The following is a 17,836-nucleotide window of genomic DNA, read 5'->3' on the forward strand; positions in this document are numbered from 1 at the left end:
TCTCGTATATGTTGTGCGGTTCATCCACCCACCGACCGACTGGCGCGGACTCAAACGCCGCGCATGTAACCCGAAAGCAACACCGGATCCCGTGCCCATCCGGCCGGAGAATCCGTGTGTCACTATAGATATGTGCCCCTGGGTTATCGAGCCGACAACACGGCGGAACAATCGGGCGGCACGGATTGCGGCGGTCGTGCAACAGGGGGCCGGGCGGGCGGTGGCGTGGTGTCGGCCTGCGCGGCTTGACGGGCTGCGATCTGCTCCGCCCACCAAGCAAACGTCGGCGGGTCGCACCCCGTGCCGGGCGGCACGGGGTCCTGTTCCCGGCACGACGGGCTGTCGGTCGGACAGGACAGCCGAAGATGCATGTGGGAATCGTGGCCGTACCACGGGCGAACTTTCCGTAGCCACGCCGCGTCTTCGGGCTCGTCCGCCGGAAAGGCGTCGCACAGGGTGGCTTTGATCGCCGGGTTGACGAAAATCCGGGCCACGCGCGGGTCCTGCGCGGCGGCCCGGACCAGGGCGCTGTGCGTTGCGGTCCAGCGGGTTGGGTCTGCGGTTCCCGCGCCGGGTCGCACCATCGAGACCGGCGTAGGGTCGTCCCGGTCCTCGGGCGACAGGCGCTGGCCGGGCGGCAGCAGGCGCAGCCAGATATCAGCGTCCAGCCCGATCTCGTGGCTAGCGTGGCCGAAGCTCATCGGGCCGCCGCGGGGCTGCGACAGATCGCCGACGAGCAGGGTGCCCCAGCCGTTTGCGTCCGCCCAAGCGGCCAAGTCCCGCACCACGGCGATCAGGTGGGGATGCCCGAAATAGCGCAGCCGCTGGGGGCGCAACACCGTGTAGCCCGCTCCATGCAGCGGCAAGGCGACCGCCCCGGAGAGACAGCCCTCGGTGTAGGTCCCGATCGCCCGCGCCGGGCCAGGGGCCGGGGTGGTCTGACGCGACCAGTCGTCCTGCTGGGCGCGCGCGCTGGTCAGGCCACCAAGCCATAGAAAGGCGACTCCCAGAAGGACGACGCCAAGAGCCATTGCACGCCGGATCGTGCTCCACCGCATGGTTTCCTCCGCCCATACAACGGACCGGCGTTTCGCGCGCGCGGCCACCGCTCAGCTTACCAGGAATTTAGTTGCACGCACCGGGCTTGACCCTATCTCCCCAGCGCAGAATCTCCACCGGGAGGACGATCCATGTCGTTCATGCGTGTCGCATTTCTCTTGGCCGCCATGACCGGCCTATTCCTGACCGTCGGTTATATGATCGGTGGCGCCGGAGGCATGGTCCTGGCGTTTCTGGTCGCGTTGGGCATGAACGGGTTCGCCTACTGGAACTCGGACAAGGTCGTGCTGTCGATGCACGGCGCAAAGCAGGTCTCCGAGCGGGAGGCACCCGAGTTCGTCGGGTTGGTCCGGGACCTGGCGCGGCGGGCCGACCTGCCGATGCCGAAGGTCTACATCATCAACACCGCGCAACCGAACGCATTTGCGACCGGGCGCAACCCGCAAAATGCCGCTGTTGCCGCGACCACTGGCCTGCTGAACATGATGAGCCGCGAGGAGGTCGCGGGCGTCATGGCGCACGAACTGGGGCATGTGAAGCACCGGGATACCCTGACGATGACCATCACGGCCACCATCGCCGGGGCGATCGGCATGCTGGCGAACTTCGCCTTTTTCTTCGGCGGCAACCGGGACAATCCGCTCGGGATCGTGGGTGCGTTGCTGGTGGCGATCCTGGCGCCGATCGCGGCCATGATCGTGCAGATGGCGATCTCCCGACACAACGAGTACAACGCGGACGCCGAGGGCGCGCGCATCGCTGGTAATCCCGAGTGGCTGGCCAGTGCCCTGGAAAAGCTGGAGCGTGGATCCCGCTCTATCGACAACCACGCGGCGGAGCGCAACCCGGCGACCGCGCACCTGTTCATCGTCAACCCGCTGCACGCCCACAAGCACGACAGCCTGTTCAGCACCCACCCGTCCACCGCGAACCGCGTGCGCGCCCTGCGGTCCATGGCCGCGCACGGCGGCACCGGGTCGGTCTCGGCGCCGACGGCGGCCGGGGGCAGCGGCATGAGCGCGTCGGCGGCGGCCTCCCGTATCCCGAGCACGGGCGGCGCCTCCCGTCGGCGGCGCGGCCCCTGGGGGTAATGTGGCGTTTGATTGGAAGGTGGGTCCTGAGCCCATCTTGACCCGGACGGTGGGCGGGCGTACTGACCGCCCATGACCGTCGTCCGCTCCCGTCTCGCCGCTCTGGCCGTGCTGCGCCAGGTCCTCGATAAGCAACGCCCCCTCGACGAGGTGCTGGGCGGAGCGGTCGGGGACCTGGAGCCGCGCGACCGCGCCTTCGTGCATTCCCTCGTCGCCGCGACTCTCCGTCACCTGGGGTGTCTGGACGCGCTCCTGGATCGCTGCCTTGATCGGCCGCTGCCGGCGAAGGCCCGTCCCGTGCGCCATGTACTCCGGTTGGGCGCGGCGCAGCTTCTGGTGTTGGAGATGCCGGCCCATGCCGCCGTGACCACCGCCGTCGACCTGTGCGTGGCGGCGAAGCAGGCGGGGCACAAGGCTCTCGTCAACGCCATCCTGCGCCGGCTGGACCGGGAGGGGCGGGCGTGGTGGCAATCCCTCGATGCGCCCCGCCGCAACACGCCGGATTGGCTCTGGTCGGCCTGGTCCACGGGATACGGCGAGGCCAAGGCCCGCGCCATCGCTACCGCTCACCTTCATCCCGCGCCGCTCGACCTGACCTTGCGCGACCCGTCCGAGGCGGCGCCCTGGGCGGAGCGCCTTGGCGCGACGGTGCTGCCCACGGGTAGCCTGCGCCTGCCGGCTGATCATGCGTCGGTGCCCGAGTTGCCGGGCTTTGCCGAGGGGGCGTGGTGGGTGCAGGACGCTGCCGCCGCGCTGCCCGCCACGCTGCTGAGGGTACAGCCCGGCCAGCGCGTCGCGGACCTGTGCGCGGCGCCCGGCGGCAAGACTCTGCAACTGGCCGCGATGGGCGCCGATGTGGTGGCGCTTGACCGCTCCGAGGGACGCCTGGGCCGGGTGCGGGACAACCTCTCCCGCGCCGGCCTGAGCGCCACCGTGGTGGCGGCCGATGCGCGGACTTGGACACCGGAGGGCGGCCCGTTCGACGCCGTGCTGCTGGACGCGCCATGCTCCGCCACCGGCACGCTGCGCCGTCATCCCGATGCGCTGTGGCTGAAGACCCCCGGCGCCGTGACGGGGCTCGCCGAAACCCAGGCGGTGTTGCTGGACGCGGCGCGGGATCTCGTCCGACCCGGCGGGACGTTGCTGTACTGCGTATGCTCGTTGCAGCCGGAGGAGGGGGCCGCCGTGGTGGAGGTGGCTTTGACCCGCCATTCGGATCTGGCGCGCGATCCCATCGCACCGGAGGAGGTCGGTGGCCTGCCCGACCTTATCACCCCGGCGGGCGACCTGCGCACGCTGCCCTGTCACCTTGGCGAAGCCGGGGGCATGGACGGGTTCTATGCCGCCCGGCTGACGCGCTCGGCCTGAGTGTCCGGCTGGACCCGGCCCTACAGCAACCGCTGGCCTCCGTCCACGAACACCTCGTTTCCGGTCACGTAGCTGAAATCGGCGTCGCACAGGCGGAACACCACGCCCGCGACGTCCGCCACCGACCCCATGCGGTCCAGCGGAATGCGGGGGATCAGGGCCTCGTACTCCTCGCTGATCATCTCCGTGGCGATTTCACCCGGCGCGACCGCGTTGACGCGCACGCCAAGCTGGGCGAACTCCGCCGCCATTTCGCGCGTCAGGCCCGACAGGCCGGCCTTCGACGTCGAATAGGCCGAGCCCGCGAACGGGTGCACGAAATGCCCCGCGATGGAGGTGATGTTGATGACCGTCCCCTTGCCGCGCGACAGCTTGACGCTCATGGCGCGGGCCAGCCGCAGCGGGGCAAAGAAATTCAGCTCGAACACCTCGTGCCAGCCGTCGATAGAGCCATTCAGGATACCCAGCCGCTCCTTGTAGGGGGTCTTGGGCGAGACACCGGCGTTGTTGATGAGGGCGTGCAACGGCTCGTCCCCCAGGGCCTCGTTCGCCTGCCGGGCGAAGTTGTCCAGGCTGTCCGGCTGCGCCAGATCGGCGACGAAGTGGTGCGTCCACAGGGGATCCCGGCGGCAGTGCGCGGGCACGTCGCGGCGAGCGCAGGTAATGACTCGCCACCCTTCCTCCATGAAGCGCGCGGCGATGGCGTGACCGATGCCCTGGCTGGCTCCCGTGATCAGGACGGAGCGCCCCGCGTGTTTCGGCGTATCCCCTTTCAGGGCGGTGTGATCCACGGGGCAGGCGAGGGGGTCATTGGCGTCGGTCATCGGTGGTGATCCTTGCGGGAGGTCCTTGCGGTCCGAAAACGGTGGCTTCATCCTACTCGGCATGTGCTCTCGTTTCGAACTCAATGTGGTGCCCGCCGATCTTGAGGCACGCTTTGGCCTGACCGCACCGCCCGATGAGGACGCCGCGACCCGGGCCGTGCTGGATGGTTTGCCGCGCGCGGAGGTTCGGCCGACCGATCGGGTCCCCGTGATCGGACCCCGGCGGGTGCCGATCGCCTTGCCGTGGGGCTTTGCGGTGGAGTGGGATACGAAACCGCTTATCAATGCGCGTGCCGAGTCTCTCACCGAAAAGCCGACGTTCCGGCCGTTCGTCGGGAACCGCTGCCTTGTGCCGATGACGGCGTTTTTCGAATGGTCGGGAGCGACAGGCCGGGGGCGCAAGCAACGCCACCGTAGCGCACGGACGGACGCCCCGGTGTGGGCGATGGCCGGGTTGGTGAACGACGCCGGCCGGTTCGCGGTCATCACACGGGCGGCCACGGCGGCGATGGCGGACCTGCATCACCGCATGCCCGCGTTTCTGACCGGGCCGGAGGCGGAAGCGGCCTGGCTGGATCCGACGGTGCCGTTCGACGACGTGCGGGGGTGCCTGCTGGCGTGGGACGATGCGCTTGAGATCACCCAGCCAGCCGACGCGGCACACGGACCGAACCGCCCCGCCGCGTCGCCGGACCTGTTCACGAACGGGCCTTGATCTCGCGCGCGGCGGTCGGATCTGTTAGGCACGTTCTTCCATCATGCCTTGGAGATCCGCCCCATGCCCCATGACGCCCAGGTCACCGCCTTGTTCTTCGACCGCGCCGGTCTGGATCGCGCGCGCGTCGGCGCGTTGGTCGACGACGCGCTGGCCGGTTGCGACGACGGCGCGCTGTTCCTGGAATACCGCCAGTCCGAGGGCTTTTCGCTGGACGACGGCCGGATCCGCAGTGCCAGCTTCGACACCGCGCAGGGCTTCGGTCTGCACGCCGAGCAGGGCGAGACCGTCGGCTTCGCCCATGCGACCCTGCTGGACGATCAGGCCATCGCCCGCGCGGCGGACACGGTGAAGGCGGTGCGCACCGGTTCCGGTGGCACGCTGGCGCTGCCGCCGCAGCGCACCAACCGGCACCTGTACACCGACGCGAACCCGATCGAGGGGCTCGGCATGGATCGGAAGGTGTCGATCCTGTCGGCCATCGACGCCTACGCCCGCGCCAAGGATCCGCGCGTGGCCCAGGTCATGGCGAGCCTCTCCGCCTCATGGCAGGCCGTCTACATCCTGCGGCCGGGCGGCGAGGCCGTGGCCGACATCCGCCCCCTCGTGCGTATGAACGTGGCGGTGGTCACGAAGCAGGGCGAGCGCATGGAAAGCGGCAGTTACGGCTGCGGCGGGCGCATGGGCTACGAGTCGTTCGTCACCGAAGAGCGCTGGCAGGCGGCCGTTGACGAGGCGCTGCGGCAGGCCCTGGTCAATCTGGAGAGCATCGACGCGCCGGCCGGTGAAATGCCGGTGGTGCTCGGGTCCGGTTGGCCGGGCGTGATGCTACACGAGGCCGTGGGCCATGGCCTGGAGGGCGACTTCAACCGCAAGAAGACGTCCGCCTTTAGCGGGCGGCTCGGCGATCGGGTGGCGGCGCCTGGTGTCACGGTGGTGGACGACGGCACGCTGGCGGACCGGCGCGGCTCCCTGTCGGTGGACGACGAGGGCACGCCGACCTCCCGCACCGTGCTGATCGAGGACGGTATCCTGAAGGGCTACATGCAGGATCGCATGAACGCCCGCCTGATGGGCGTGGCGCCCACCGGTAACGGCCGGCGAGAGTCGCACGCGCACCCCGTTCTGCCGCGCATGACCAACACCACGATGGAGGCTGGCGACAAGGATCCGGCGGAGATCATCCAGTCCGTCAAGAAAGGGCTGTATGCCGTGAATTTCGGCGGCGGACAGGTCGATATCACCTCCGGCAAGTTCGTCTTCTCCGCCTCCGAGGCCTACCTGATTGAGGACGGCAAGATCGGGCCGGCGGTCAAGGGGGCCACCCTGATCGGGCACGGGCCGGAGGCGATGACCCGGGTGTCGATGATCGGCAACGACCTTGCGTTGGATCCCGGTATCGGGACCTGCGGCAAGGAAGGGCAGGGCGTGCCGGTGGGCGTTGGCCAGCCGACCATGCTGATCGACCGCCTGACGGTCGGCGGTACCAGCGCGGCCTAGGGACGGGCGCGGACGATGACCGAGCGGCCGGCCCTCAGGGACTCCCGCCTGGAGGTGGCGGATCGGGTCGCGGTCCTGACGATGGACCGCGACGATGTCCGCAATGCCCTGACCGGAACCGGCCTGATCGACGACATTTGCGCCACGGCGGCATGGGTGAACCGGGCCGTCGACGACGTCTCGGTGCTGGTCCTGCGCAGCAGCGGCGCAGCGTTTTCCGCCGGCGGCAACGTCAAGGACATGGTGGAGCGTGCCGGCGACTTCGCGGGCGATCCGGCCACGGTCGCGGAGCGGTACCGGCGCGGCATCCAGCGCATTCCGCTGGCGCTGGAGGCGGCCGAAGTCCCCATCCTCGCCGCCGTCGACGGCCCGGCCATCGGGGCCGGCTTTGATCTCGCCTGCATGGCGGACATCCGCGTGGCTTCCACCCGCGCCCGCTTCGGCGAGACCTTCCTGTCCCTGGGCATCATTCCCGGTGACGGCGGGGCATGGTTCCTGCAACGACTCGTGGGCTACCAGCGCGCGGCGGAACTGACGCTGACCGGGCGGGTGTTCGACGCGGAGGAGGCCTTGGCCCTCGGGCTGGTCCTTGAAGTCACGGCGCCGGAGGATCTGATGCCCCGGGTGGAGGCGCTGGCGGCGCGGATCGCCGCCCAGCCCCCAAAAGCGGCGCGGATGACCAAGCGCCTGCTGAAAAGCGCCCATCGCATGGCGCTGCCCGATTTCCTCGACCTGTGCGCCTGCTTCCAGGGCCAGTGCCACAACGAGCCGGAACATGCCGCCGCCGTGGGGGCGATGCTGGACCGGATGACGCGGCGCTAGCGTCGCGGGGCTTTCAGGGGGCCGGCGTGGACGGGTCATCGCCGGGGTCGGGCAGTGTCGCTCGCTCCCCGGCGGGATCGAGGTCATTCAGGACATCCAACTCAACGGCCAACGGCACGTCGACGACGTCGGCGGGGGCATCGTCCGGGAGCGGCGCCGATGGCGCTGTGCCGCTGGTCGGCGTGGTTCGCAGGGGCTCGGGGGCCAAGCGCCAGCGGCGCGGCGCCTGCCCGAACTCCTGCCGATAGCACTTCGAAAAGTGGGAAGCGGAGGAAAACCCGCAGGCGACCGCGACTTGAAGCACGGTCATCGAGGTTTGGGCCAGCAGGGAGCGCGCCCGCTGGAGTCGGAGGCGCAGGTAATAGCGCGACGGTGACGCGCCGAGGTGCTTCTGGAACAACCGTTCGAGTTGGCGGTGCGATACGCGAATCTGACTGGCGAGAACCTCGACCGGCACCGGGTTTTCGAGGTGCGCTTCCATATGCGCGATGGCGGCCAGGACCTTCGGATCGCTGACCCCGATCCGCTCGCGCAGGGCAACGCGCTGTGGGTCCTCCGGATGGCGCAGGCCGGTGTGAATCAGGGCGTCCGCGACCCGGACCGCCAGCGCGCGGCCATGCTCTTCCCGGATGATCGCGATCATCATGTCGAGGGCGGATGTGCCCCCGGCGCAGGTGAAGCGGTCGCGGTCGATCTCGTACAGCGTGGCCGTGATGGCGAGATCCGGGAACTGCTCGACGAAGCTCTCGACGTTCTCCCAGTGGATCGTGCAGCGGTAGCCCTTCAGCAGCCCGGCCGCCGCCAGCGCGAGCGGGCCCGTGCACAGGCCGCCGACGGGGACGCCGCGGCGGGCATGCCTGCGCAGCCAGCGGGTCACCTCCGGCGAGTCGTAGCCTTCCATCCCCAGCCCGGCGCACACGACCACGGCATCGGCGTCAGGGCGCTCCTCGCCCAGCGTGCTGTCCGGCAGGACGTGAATGCCGTTGCTGGCCACGGCGGCGGTGCCGGTCGTCGTCAGGATCTCCCAGTCATACAGGGTCTGTCCGGCCAGCCGGTTGGCCGTGCGCAGGGGCTCCACGGCCGAGGTGAACGCCAGCATGGAAAACCGTTGCAGCAGCAGAAACTGAAGGAGCCTCGGACGGCGCTGGTCCACGGGTTTGAACATGCACGCCTCCCCGATATGGCGGGGCGCTCCACTCCTGCCCCGCCCACTGTTTCGTGTGTCATTTGATCCAGGACGAGCGACCCGCGTAAACACTCGATTGGTGCCGGAAACCCCTTTGTTTCGTCACGGTACCGAAGCTCCGGGGCGGGTCGCCGTCCGCAGCGCCTGCGGGGTCGCGCCATAGGCCGCCTTGTGATGGCGGGAGAAGTGGGAGGCGTCGGCAAACCCGCACTCCTGCGCGATGTCCGTGACGCTGCGGCCTGTGCGGGTGACCAGCCAGTGGCCGTGACGCAACCGGACGGCGCGGGCATAGGCCGACGGCGTGGCGTTCAGCTCCTCGCGGAACAGCCGTTCCAACTGGCGCCGCGACAGGCCGACCCGGCGGGCCAGATCACTCGCCCGGGGCGGGCTGGCCAGCGCGTGCTCCAGGATGGTGAGCGCCCGGCGCAGGCGCGGGTCCCGCACGGCCACCGTACCCTCGCCGATCTCCATCGGTTGCGGCGAGTCGGCGGGCCGGGCGCCGTCGCTGACCAGGATGTTGAGGGCTTTGCGGGCCGCCGCCGCGCCGAGATGGCGGTCGACCAGCCAGGCGGCCAGGTCGACCGCGCCGGTCCCCCCGGCGCAGGTGATGCGCGGGCCGTCCACCACGAACAGACGGTCGGCGACCGGCGTGACCTCCGGGAACGCCTGAATGAGGTCCTGATAGTGGTACCAGGAGACACAGCACTGCCGGTCCCGCATCAGCCCAGCGTCGATCAGCGTGAAGACGGCGGTGCACAGGCCGACCAGGGGCACTTTGGCCGCCGCCGCCTCGCGCAGGTACGCGGTGACCGCCGGATCCTGCACCGGCCCCTGATGGATGAGGCCACCGACCACCACGATGTAGTCGAACCCGCCCGCCGGCATCAGGCCGCTGTCCGGGGTGATCCGGGTGCCGCAACTGGCCGTCAGGGAGCGGCCGTCCGGCGTCATCGTGGTCCAGCGGCATTCGATTTGCCGACTGCGGTCGCCCTCGTCCGCCGCCAGCCGCAGCACATCGACGAAGCCCGCGAACGGCAGCAGCGTGAAGCTGCGCAGAAGGACGAAGCCGACCTTGAGGCGGGCCGTCGATGGCGCGTTTGGCATCATGGCGCGGGGCCTCCCGCGTCGTGTGCGTCTGCGCCATGGTCGTGGGCGTTGCGCGGCATTGGCATCGTCCCCCTGAGCGGACATAGAACCCTGACAGATAAGGGTTATCAGCGGTTCGTTGCGAGTCAATCACGACCGCGACGGGATGGCGCAAATATACCAGAGCCGTGTCTCCCGCGTTCTAGTCATGTCGCGCCCGTTCACGCTCTCCTAAATGCGACACAAGACGCCCGATGCGTGCCGTTCGCGGGCACCGAAGGGCTTCGGGTGTCGATCCGGTCAGCCACGCGGGGAGGGACTCGTGAGCCGGTATTCGATCTGGTCGCTGGCGCGCAACGCGCTGTCGCACCACGCCCACTGGCCCCGCCTGTGGCGCAGCCCGGAGCCCAAGGCGGCCTACGATGTCATCATCATCGGCGGCGGTGGCCATGGGTTGGCGACCGCCTACTATCTCGCCAAAGAGCACGGCATCACCAACGTGGCCGTGCTGGAAAAGGGCTGGCTGGGCGGTGGCAACACCGGGCGCAACACCACCATCGTGCGCTCGAACTACCTCTGGGACGAAAGTGCTGCGCTGTACGAAACGTCGCTGAAGCTGTGGGAAGGGCTGTCGCGCGACCTCAACTACAACGTGATGCTGTCCCAGCGGGGGGTGCTGAACCTTGCGCACTCCCTCCAGGACGTTCGCGCCGGGCGGCGCCGTCTGGAGGCGAACCGCCTCAACGGGGTCGATTCCGTCTGGCTGGACCCGGCCGGCGTGAAAAAGGCCGTGCCGATCATCAACACGTCGCAGACGCTGCGCTACCCGATCATGGGCGCGACCCTTCAGCCGCGCGGCGGGGTGGCCCGCCACGACGCGGTCGCCTGGGGTTATGCCCGCGCGGCCGATGCGCGCGGCGTGGATATCATTCAGGGCTGCGAGGTCACCGGCATTCGCCGCGACGGCGACGGCCGCGTGACGGGCGTGGAGACGACGCGCGGCCCCATCCGTGCGCCGAAGGTGGGGATCGTCACGGCCGGCCACTCCTCGGTGGTGGCGGCGATGGCGGACGTCCGGCTGCCGATCCAGTCGCATCCCCTTCAGGCGCTGGTGTCGGAGCCGATCAAGCCGATCCTCGACAGCGTCGTGATGTCGGGCGCCATCCACGTCTACGTCAGCCAGTCCGACAAGGGCGAACTGGTCATCGGCGCCGGCATCGACAGCTACAACAGCTATGCGCAGCGCGGCAGCGTCCATGTGCTGGAGCATCAGACGGCGGCGTTGGTGGAGCTTTTTCCGGTCTTTGCCCGCCTGCGCATGATGCGAACCTGGGGCGGCATCGTGGACACCTGCCCGGATGCCTCCCCGATCATCAGCACGACGCCGGTGCCGGGTCTGTTCATCAACGGCGGTTGGGGCACGGGTGGGTTCAAGGCCACGCCGGGGTCCGGCTTCGTGTTCGCCCACACCATTGCGCGGGGCGCGCCGCATCCCGTCGCGGCGCCGTTCGCGCTCGACCGCTTCACCAGCGGTGCCTTGATCGATGAGCACGGCGCCGCCGCCGTCGCGCATTAAACCGGCCCGGGAGGGATCCGTCGTCATGCTGCTGATCGAATGCCCCTGGTGCGGGCCGCGCGAAGAAACCGAGTTCCACTACGGTGGTCAGGCCCATGTCGCCCGCCCCGCGGATCCGGCCGCGCTGTCGGATGAGGCCTGGGGGACCTACGTCTTTTTGCGCGACAATCCAAAGGGCGAATTCGCGGAGCGCTGGTGTCACGCCGCCGGGTGCCGACGCTGGTTCAACGTGCTGCGTGACACCGTCAGCCACCGGATGTTGGCCGTCTACCGCATGGGAGAGCCCCGGCCAGCCGTCTCCGGCGAGTCCGGTTTGCCAGAGCGGGAGGCGGGGCGATGACCGACCGCACGCAGGACTTCCGGCTGTCCGAAGGCGGCTTGATCGACCGCAGCCGCCGCATTCGCTTTCGCTTCAACGGCGAATGGATGGATGGGCATCCCGGTGACACGGTCGCCAGTGCCTTGCTCGCGAACGGGATCCATCTGGTCGGCCGGTCGATGAAATACCACCGGCCGCGCGGTATCCTGGCCGCCGGGGCGGAGGATCCGGGCGCCCTCATCCAGCGCCGTCTGACGGGCGAGCCCGCGCGCACCGATCCGAACGGACGCGCCACCCAGACCGCGCTGGTGGACGGGCTGGAGGCGGACAGCGTCAACGTCTGGCCCTCGGTGGAGCGCGACCTGGGTGCCGCGCTGGGCCTGGCCTCCCGCGCTATGGGGGCCGGCTTCTACTACAAAATCATGCATGGCTCGCGCTGGATGTGGGACCGGGTCTACGAGCCGCTGATCCGCCGCGCGGCCGGTTTCGGCACCTGCCCACCGCTGCCCGATCCCGACCGCTACGACCAGCGCCACGTGCATTGTGACGTGCTGGTGGTCGGCGGCGGTCCGGCGGGTCTGGCGGCGGCGCGCACGGCGGCAGTGCCCGGCGCCCGCGTAATTCTGGCGGACGAGGACGAGCGCCTGGGGGGCAGCCTGCTGGCCCGTCCGCGCGTGGTGGAGGGGCAGCCCGGGCCGGCGTGGGCCGACGCGGTCGAAGCGGACCTGCGCGCCCGTCCCGACGTGCGCGTGCTGCCGCGCACCACCGTGTTCGGCTATTACGACGGCAATTACCTGATGGCGCTGGAGCGGGTGACGGATCACCTGCCCCTGGACGACGCCCCCGCTGGCGCGCCGCGTCAGCGCCTGTGGCATATCCGGGCCACGCGCGTCGTGCTGGCGACCGGCGCCCATGAGCGTCCGCTGGTGTTCGGAGACAACGACCGGCCCGGCATCATGCTGGCCGGGGCGGCGCAGGCCTACCGGCATCGCTGGGGCGTCGTGCCGGGCCGTTCGGTGGTGCTGTTCACCACCAACGACGCCGCCTATGAGGCCGCGCTCGATCTGCACGCCGCCGGGGCGACCGTTCACGCCATCATCGACGCCCGCGAGGCGCCGGGGCCGGGCTGGCCCGCCGCCGCCCGCGCCGCCGGGATTCGCATCATGACCGGCTATGTGGTCGCGGGCACGACCGGCACGCGCCACATCACCGGCGCCAGCATTGCGAAACTCGAAGCCGACGGGCGTGCGGTGCCGCATTGCCTGGAAACGATCCCTTGCGACCTGCTGCTGGTCTCGGGTGGGCTGTCGCCGGTGGTGCATCTGTTCAGCCAGTCCGGCGGCCGGCTGCGCTATGACGACGACCGGCTGGCGTTCGTGCCGGAACAGGCCACCCAGGCGGTGGCGTCGGCGGGCGCCTGTGCCGGCACGTTCGATCTGGCCGGGACGCTGGCGGAGGGCGCGGTGGCCGGCGCGGACGCCGCCCGCCGCGCCGGCTTCGATCCCGGGCCGGAGGCCGCGGCCGCACCGGACTGTGAGCCCGAACCGCCCATCAGACCGGCGGCGCCCCTGTGGCGGGTCCGCCCGGCCCCCGGCCTGGACCACGCTTGGGGCCTGCCGTTCGTGGATTTCCAGAACGACACCACGGCGCACGACATCCGGCAGGCCGCGCGCGAGGGGCTGGAAAGCGTCGAGCACGTCAAGCGCTACACCCTCACCGGCTTCGGCACCGACCAGGGCAAGACCGGCAACATCAACGGCCTGGGCGTGCTGGCGGAGGCGCTGGATCGCCCGATGGGGCAGGCGGGCACCACCACCTTCCGCCCGCCCTATACACCCGTGACCTTCGGCGCCATGGCCGGGCGCGACCGGGGCGACCATCTGGACCCGGCGCGGCTGACCGCGATCCACGACCGCCATGTGGCCCTGGGCGCCGAGTTCGAGGACGTGGGCCAATGGAAGCGGCCCTGGTACTACCCGCGCGCGGGCGAAACCATGGCGCAGGCTGTCGAACGCGAATGCCGGGCGGTGCGCGAGGGCGTGGGAGTTCTCGACGCCTCCACCCTCGGCAAGATCGACATCCAGGGGCCGGACGCGGCCGAATTCCTCAACCGGGTCTACACCAACGCGTGGTCCAAGCTGGCGGTCGGGCGGGTGCGCTACGGCGTGATGTGCCGGGAGGACGGCATGGTGTTCGACGACGGCACCACGGCGCGCCTGGACGACACCCGGTATCTGATGACCACCACGACCGGCAACGCCGCCGCCGTGCTGGATCACCTGGAGGAATACCTTCAGACCGAATGGCCGGACCTGCGGGTGCGCCTGACCTCGGTGACGGAGCAATGGTCCACGGTCGGTCTTGCCGGGCCGCTGGCGGGCGAGCTGCTGGCTCGGTTGGCCTCCGGTCAGGACCTGTCGCCGGAGGCGTTCCCGTTCATGAGCTGGCGCCCGGCGATCGTCGCCGGCCTGCACGCCCGCGTCTTCCGCATCAGCTTCACCGGCGAGTTGCAGTACGAAATCAACGTGCCCTGGCACCAGGGCGGCGCCCTGTGGGACGCCATCCTGCGCGTGGGCGTGGACCTGGGGGTGACGCCCTACGGCACCGAGACCATGCACGTTCTGCGCGCCGAGAAGGGCTTCATCATCGTCGGGCAGGAGACGGACGGCTGCCAGACGCCGGTTGATCTGGGCATGGACTGGATCGTGTCGAAAACCAAGCCGGACTTCATCGGCAAGCGCTCGCTCAGCCGGTCCGATACCGCGCGGCCGGACCGGCGGCATCTGGTCGGGCTGCGGTCGAAGGATCCGCGCCGGGTGATCCCGGAGGGCAGCCAGATCGTGGAGACGGGCGCCAGCCGCCGGGCCACGCCGGTGCCGATGCTCGGCTTCGTCACCTCCGCCTACTGGAGCCCGACGCTGGACTCCGGCTTCGCGCTGGCCCTGGTCAGCGGCGGGCGCGGGCGGATCGGCGACACCGTGGCGGTCGCGCTGCCGTCGGGCGAGGTGCCGGCGGTGATCTGCGATCCCGTGATGGTCGACAAGGAAGGAGCGCGCCGTGATGGCCTCCCCGCAGCGTGAACCGACCGGGTCTTATTCCGAGATTGACTACGGGCCGGGAGGCCCGGGTGGGCGCTGGGAAAACCCGCTCTATCCGCTGGCCCGGGCGATGGCGGCGGCCAGTGGCCCCTTGGTCCGGCTGGGCACCACGCCCGCCCGCTCGGTGCAGAACCTGCGTGCGACGGAGGGCATGCTGGCGGACATCGGCACGCGGTTGGGTGTGCAGCCGCCAACCACGCCCAACACCTGGACCGCCAGCCCGGACGGTCACCGCATCGCGATGTGGCTGGGGCCGGACGAGTGGCTTCTGGTCGGGCCGGACGGCACCGCGCCCGCCGTGGAGGCCACGATCCGCGATGCCCGGGTCAACGATCCGTGGCTGTCCGTCTGCGACCTGTCGCACATGTACACGACCCTTGTGCTGACCGGGCCGCGCGCGCGGTTGGTGCTGTCGAAGGGCTGTCCGCTGGACCTGCATCCGCGTGTTCTGGGTTCGGGTGCCTGTGTGCAGACCCTGCTGGGCCGCACCCGCGCGGTTCTGCGGGTCACCGACGGGGAGGGGCCCAATGGTCAGCAAGGGGGGGCTGACGCCATTGAGATCTGGGTGCGCAATTCCATCGCCCGGTACACGGCGGCGTGGCTGATCGACGCCATGACGGGCATCGCGCACGAACCGGGGGATTTCTGACCGAACACACATACGGCCGGAGCGGCGCATGTCGCCGGAACCGGGCCGCCGGAACAGACAGGGAGTTAGCCTATGAGAACGCATGCGCGCGTGGTGGTGATCGGCGGCGGTGTCGTCGGCGTCTCGACCCTGTACCATCTGGCGGCCAAGGGGTGGTCCGACGTCGTGCTGGTGGAGCGGCGGGAACTGACGTCCGGCTCGACCTGGCACGCGGCGGGCCTGCTGCCGCTGTTCAACATGAGCTACTCGGTCGGGCAGGTTCACAAGTACTCGGTGGCGTTCTACCAGCGCCTTCAGGAGGAAACCGGCCAGGATGTCGGCTTCCGCAACGTCACCAACATCCGGCTCGCCCAGACCCGCGACCGCATGGACGAGTACCACCAGTACGCGGGCGTCGCCCAGACCATCGGTGTCGCGGTCGACTTCCTGACGCCGGAGCAGGTCCGCGACATCTGGCCCCTGTGCAACATCGAGGGGTTGGTGGGCGCGATCCAGCACCCGGCGGACGGCTACATTCAACCCGCCGACCTGACACAAGCGTTGGCGAAGGGGGCGCGGGCGCGCGGGGCCGAGATCAACCGCAACACCACGGTTCTGGGCATCGAGCGCACGCGCGGCGGTGAATGGCTGGTGCGCACCGACAAGGGCGAGATCACCTGCGAGCACATCGTCTGCTGCACCGGGAACTTCGCGCGCAAGACCGGGCGTATGCTCGGGCTCGATATTCCCGTCATTCCGGTCGAGCACCAGTTCATCGTGACCGAGCCGCACCCGGAGATCGTGGCCCGCCGCCAGCAGGGCTTGCCGGACATGGGCGTGCTGCGCGATTCCGATAACGCCTGGTACATGCGGGAGGAAAACGGGGGCCTCCTGCTCGGCCCCTACGAGAAGGGCGCGCCTTGCTGCTACGTCGACGACCCGCACCCCGACACGGAGTGGGAGCTGTTCCAGGGCGATCTGGAGCGGCTGGAGCCGCATATCGAGGGGGCGATGTTCCGTGTGCCGGCGTTCGGCGAGGTGGGGGTCAAGCAGGTCTACAACGGCGCCATCGCCTACACCCCGGACGGCAACCCGATCATCGGACCGGCCTGGGGCCTGCCGAACGTCTGGCTTAACGAGGGCCACAGCTTCGGCGTGACGGCCGCCGGGGGCGCTGGCTGGCAGCTTGCCGAATGGATCGTGGAGGGTCAGCCCACCATCGACATGCTGGGTGTCGATCCGCGCCGCTTCGGCGACTACGTCACCAAGGGCTACATGCGGCGCAAGAACGAGGAGGCCTACGCCAACGTCTTCACCGTGCACTACCCCGACGAGGAACGGCCGGCGGCCCGACCGCTGCGCACCGCCCCGTGCTACGAGCGCATGCGCGACCGGGGGGCGGTGTTCGGGCAGAAGTTCGGGTGGGAGCGGCCGAACTGGTTCGCGCCGGAGGGTGTCGCGCGCGAGGACGACTGGTCCTTCCGCCGCTCCGCATGGTTCGAGCATGTGATGAATGAAGCCCGGAACGTGGCTGAAAACGTGGGCCTTTTGGATATGACGGCCTTCGCCAAGGCGCGCGTCAGCGGCCCGGGGGCGGTAGCGTTCCTCGATCGGCTGGTGGCCAACCGGCTGCCTCGCAAGGCCGGGCGTCTCGCCCTGTGCCACGCCCTGACGCCGCGTGGCGGGGTGCATTCCGAATTCACCATACAGCGCGAGGCGGACGATGCGTTCTATCTGGTTTCGGCCGGGGCGTTGCAGCGGCTCGACCACGATTGGCTCCGGCGCCACGCCCCCACGGACGGTTCGGTCCAGATCCAGAACCTGACCGGGGCCATGGGCGTGCTGGTCGTGACCGGGCCGAAGGCGCGCGACCTGTTGCAGCGGGTGACCGACGCCGATCTGTCCAATGGCGCGTTCCCCTGGTTGTCGGGACAGGAGATCGACATCGGCATGGCCCCGGTGAAGGCGCTGCGGGTCAGCTTCGTCGGCGAACTCGGCTGGGAGCTGCACCACCCGATCGAGTACCAGAACCACATTTTCGATACGCTGATGGCGGCCGGCGGCGACCTGGGACTGGCGCCGTTCGGCATCCGGGCCATGGACAGCCTGCGGATCGAAAAATCCTACCGCATGGTGGGTACCGAATTGTCGATCGAGTATGCGGCCTATGAGTCCGGCCTGGATCGGTTCATTCAGCCGGCCAAGGGTGATTTCATTGGCCGGGATGCGCTGTTGACGTGGAAGGAGACCGGGTTTCGGAACCAGTTCGCAACGCTGCGGGTGCACGATGTGACGGACGCCGACGCACTGGGCAACAACCCGATCTACGACGGCGACAGCGTGGTCGGGCGCGCGACCGGAGGAAACTTTGGCGCTCGGCTCGGGTATTCGCTCGCCCTCGCGATGCTGCGGCCGGAGGCGGCGGCGGAGGGAACGGAGCTATCCATGGACATTCTCGGCACACGCCATAAGGTGACCGTGATTCCGGACAGTCCCTACGATCCGGAGAACCTGCGCCTGCGCGGTGTGGCGCCGACCTGATCCGTGCGGTTCCCGCTCGGCCC

14 protein-coding genes are annotated in these 17,836 nt (G+C 69.6%); 10 read left to right on the forward strand and 4 right to left on the reverse strand.

The annotated features are described in order from the left end of the window. Window positions 1–143: 143 nt before the first annotated feature. Window positions 144–1,058, reverse strand: coding sequence for a penicillin-insensitive murein endopeptidase (gene mepA / locus GGD82_RS01145; protein WP_150060592.1), 915 nt, complete (start codon window positions 1,056–1,058; stop codon window positions 144–146). Window positions 1,059–1,190: 132 nt separating this feature from the next. On the opposite strand from mepA, the gene htpX reads away from it, so the two are divergent. Together htpX and GGD82_RS01155 are read left to right on the forward strand one after the other, a co-directional pair. After that, window positions 1,191–2,150, forward strand: coding sequence for a zinc metalloprotease HtpX (gene htpX / locus GGD82_RS01150; RefSeq protein ID WP_150060591.1), 960 nt, complete (start codon window positions 1,191–1,193; stop codon window positions 2,148–2,150). Window positions 2,151–2,222: 72 nt separating this feature from the next. After that, window positions 2,223–3,518, forward strand: coding sequence for an RsmB/NOP family class I SAM-dependent RNA methyltransferase (locus GGD82_RS01155; protein WP_150060590.1), 1,296 nt, complete (start codon window positions 2,223–2,225; stop codon window positions 3,516–3,518). Window positions 3,519–3,538: 20 nt separating this feature from the next. Here GGD82_RS01155 and GGD82_RS01160 read toward each other — a convergent pair whose 3' ends face one another. After that, entirely contained in the window at window positions 3,539–4,342 is an 804-nt protein-coding gene (locus tag GGD82_RS01160; protein ID WP_150060589.1) for an SDR family NAD(P)-dependent oxidoreductase, read from the reverse strand. Window positions 4,343–4,367: 25 nt separating this feature from the next. Between GGD82_RS01160 and GGD82_RS01165 the strand changes: the two genes are divergently transcribed. From GGD82_RS01165 to GGD82_RS01175, 3 genes are all read left to right on the forward strand, one after another. Then, a complete protein-coding gene (locus GGD82_RS01165; RefSeq protein WP_150060588.1) occupies window positions 4,368–5,057 on the forward strand; it encodes an SOS response-associated peptidase in 690 nt (229 codons plus the stop codon). Window positions 5,058–5,120: 63 nt separating this feature from the next. Next, window positions 5,121–6,557, forward strand: coding sequence for a metalloprotease TldD (gene tldD, locus GGD82_RS01170; protein WP_150060587.1), 1,437 nt, complete (start codon window positions 5,121–5,123; stop codon window positions 6,555–6,557). A 15-nt stretch (window positions 6,558–6,572) separates the two neighbouring features. Further along, window positions 6,573–7,379: an enoyl-CoA hydratase-related protein gene (locus tag GGD82_RS01175; protein ID WP_150060586.1), complete on the forward strand. Its 807-nt coding sequence runs from the start codon at window positions 6,573–6,575 to the stop codon at window positions 7,377–7,379. 13 nt (window positions 7,380–7,392) lie between these two features. On the opposite strand, the gene GGD82_RS01180 is transcribed toward GGD82_RS01175, so the two are convergent. Together GGD82_RS01180 and GGD82_RS01185 are read right to left on the reverse strand one after the other, a co-directional pair. Further along, a complete protein-coding gene (locus GGD82_RS01180) occupies window positions 7,393–8,544 on the reverse strand; it encodes a GlxA family transcriptional regulator (protein ID WP_150060585.1) in 1,152 nt (383 codons plus the stop codon). 123 nt (window positions 8,545–8,667) lie between these two features. Then, window positions 8,668–9,672, reverse strand: coding sequence for a GlxA family transcriptional regulator (locus tag GGD82_RS01185; protein ID WP_150060584.1), 1,005 nt, complete (start codon window positions 9,670–9,672; stop codon window positions 8,668–8,670). Between the two features lie 301 nt (window positions 9,673–9,973). Between GGD82_RS01185 and GGD82_RS01190 the strand changes: the two genes are divergently transcribed. The 5 genes from GGD82_RS01190 (at window position 9,974) to GGD82_RS01210 (ending at window position 17,813) form a co-directional block, all read left to right on the forward strand. Continuing rightward, window positions 9,974–11,227, forward strand: a complete 1,254-nt coding sequence (locus GGD82_RS01190; protein ID WP_150060583.1) for a sarcosine oxidase subunit beta family protein — start codon at window positions 9,974–9,976, stop codon at window positions 11,225–11,227. A 25-nt stretch (window positions 11,228–11,252) separates the two neighbouring features. After that, the gene (locus GGD82_RS01195) at window positions 11,253–11,567 is read left to right on the forward strand and encodes a sarcosine oxidase subunit delta (protein WP_150060582.1); all 315 of its coding nucleotides are present in this window, start codon (window positions 11,253–11,255) and stop codon (window positions 11,565–11,567) included. After that, window positions 11,564–14,626, forward strand: a complete 3,063-nt coding sequence (locus tag GGD82_RS01200; RefSeq protein WP_150060581.1) for a sarcosine oxidase subunit alpha family protein — start codon at window positions 11,564–11,566, stop codon at window positions 14,624–14,626. Before GGD82_RS01195 ends, GGD82_RS01200 begins: the two co-directional genes overlap by 4 nt. Next, complete coding sequence (locus GGD82_RS01205) at window positions 14,607–15,293, forward strand: sarcosine oxidase subunit gamma (protein ID WP_150060580.1); 687 nt, start codon at window positions 14,607–14,609, stop codon at window positions 15,291–15,293. Before GGD82_RS01200 ends, GGD82_RS01205 begins: the two co-directional genes overlap by 20 nt. A 72-nt stretch (window positions 15,294–15,365) precedes the next feature. After that, the gene (locus tag GGD82_RS01210; RefSeq protein WP_150060579.1) at window positions 15,366–17,813 is read left to right on the forward strand and encodes a GcvT family protein; all 2,448 of its coding nucleotides are present in this window, start codon (window positions 15,366–15,368) and stop codon (window positions 17,811–17,813) included. The last annotated feature ends 23 nt before the right edge of the window (window positions 17,814–17,836 follow it).

The sequence above is a fragment of the Roseospira marina genome, assembly GCF_014197855.1.
GTDB classification, from domain to species: Bacteria; Pseudomonadota; Alphaproteobacteria; order Rhodospirillales; family Rhodospirillaceae; genus Rhodospira; species Rhodospira marina.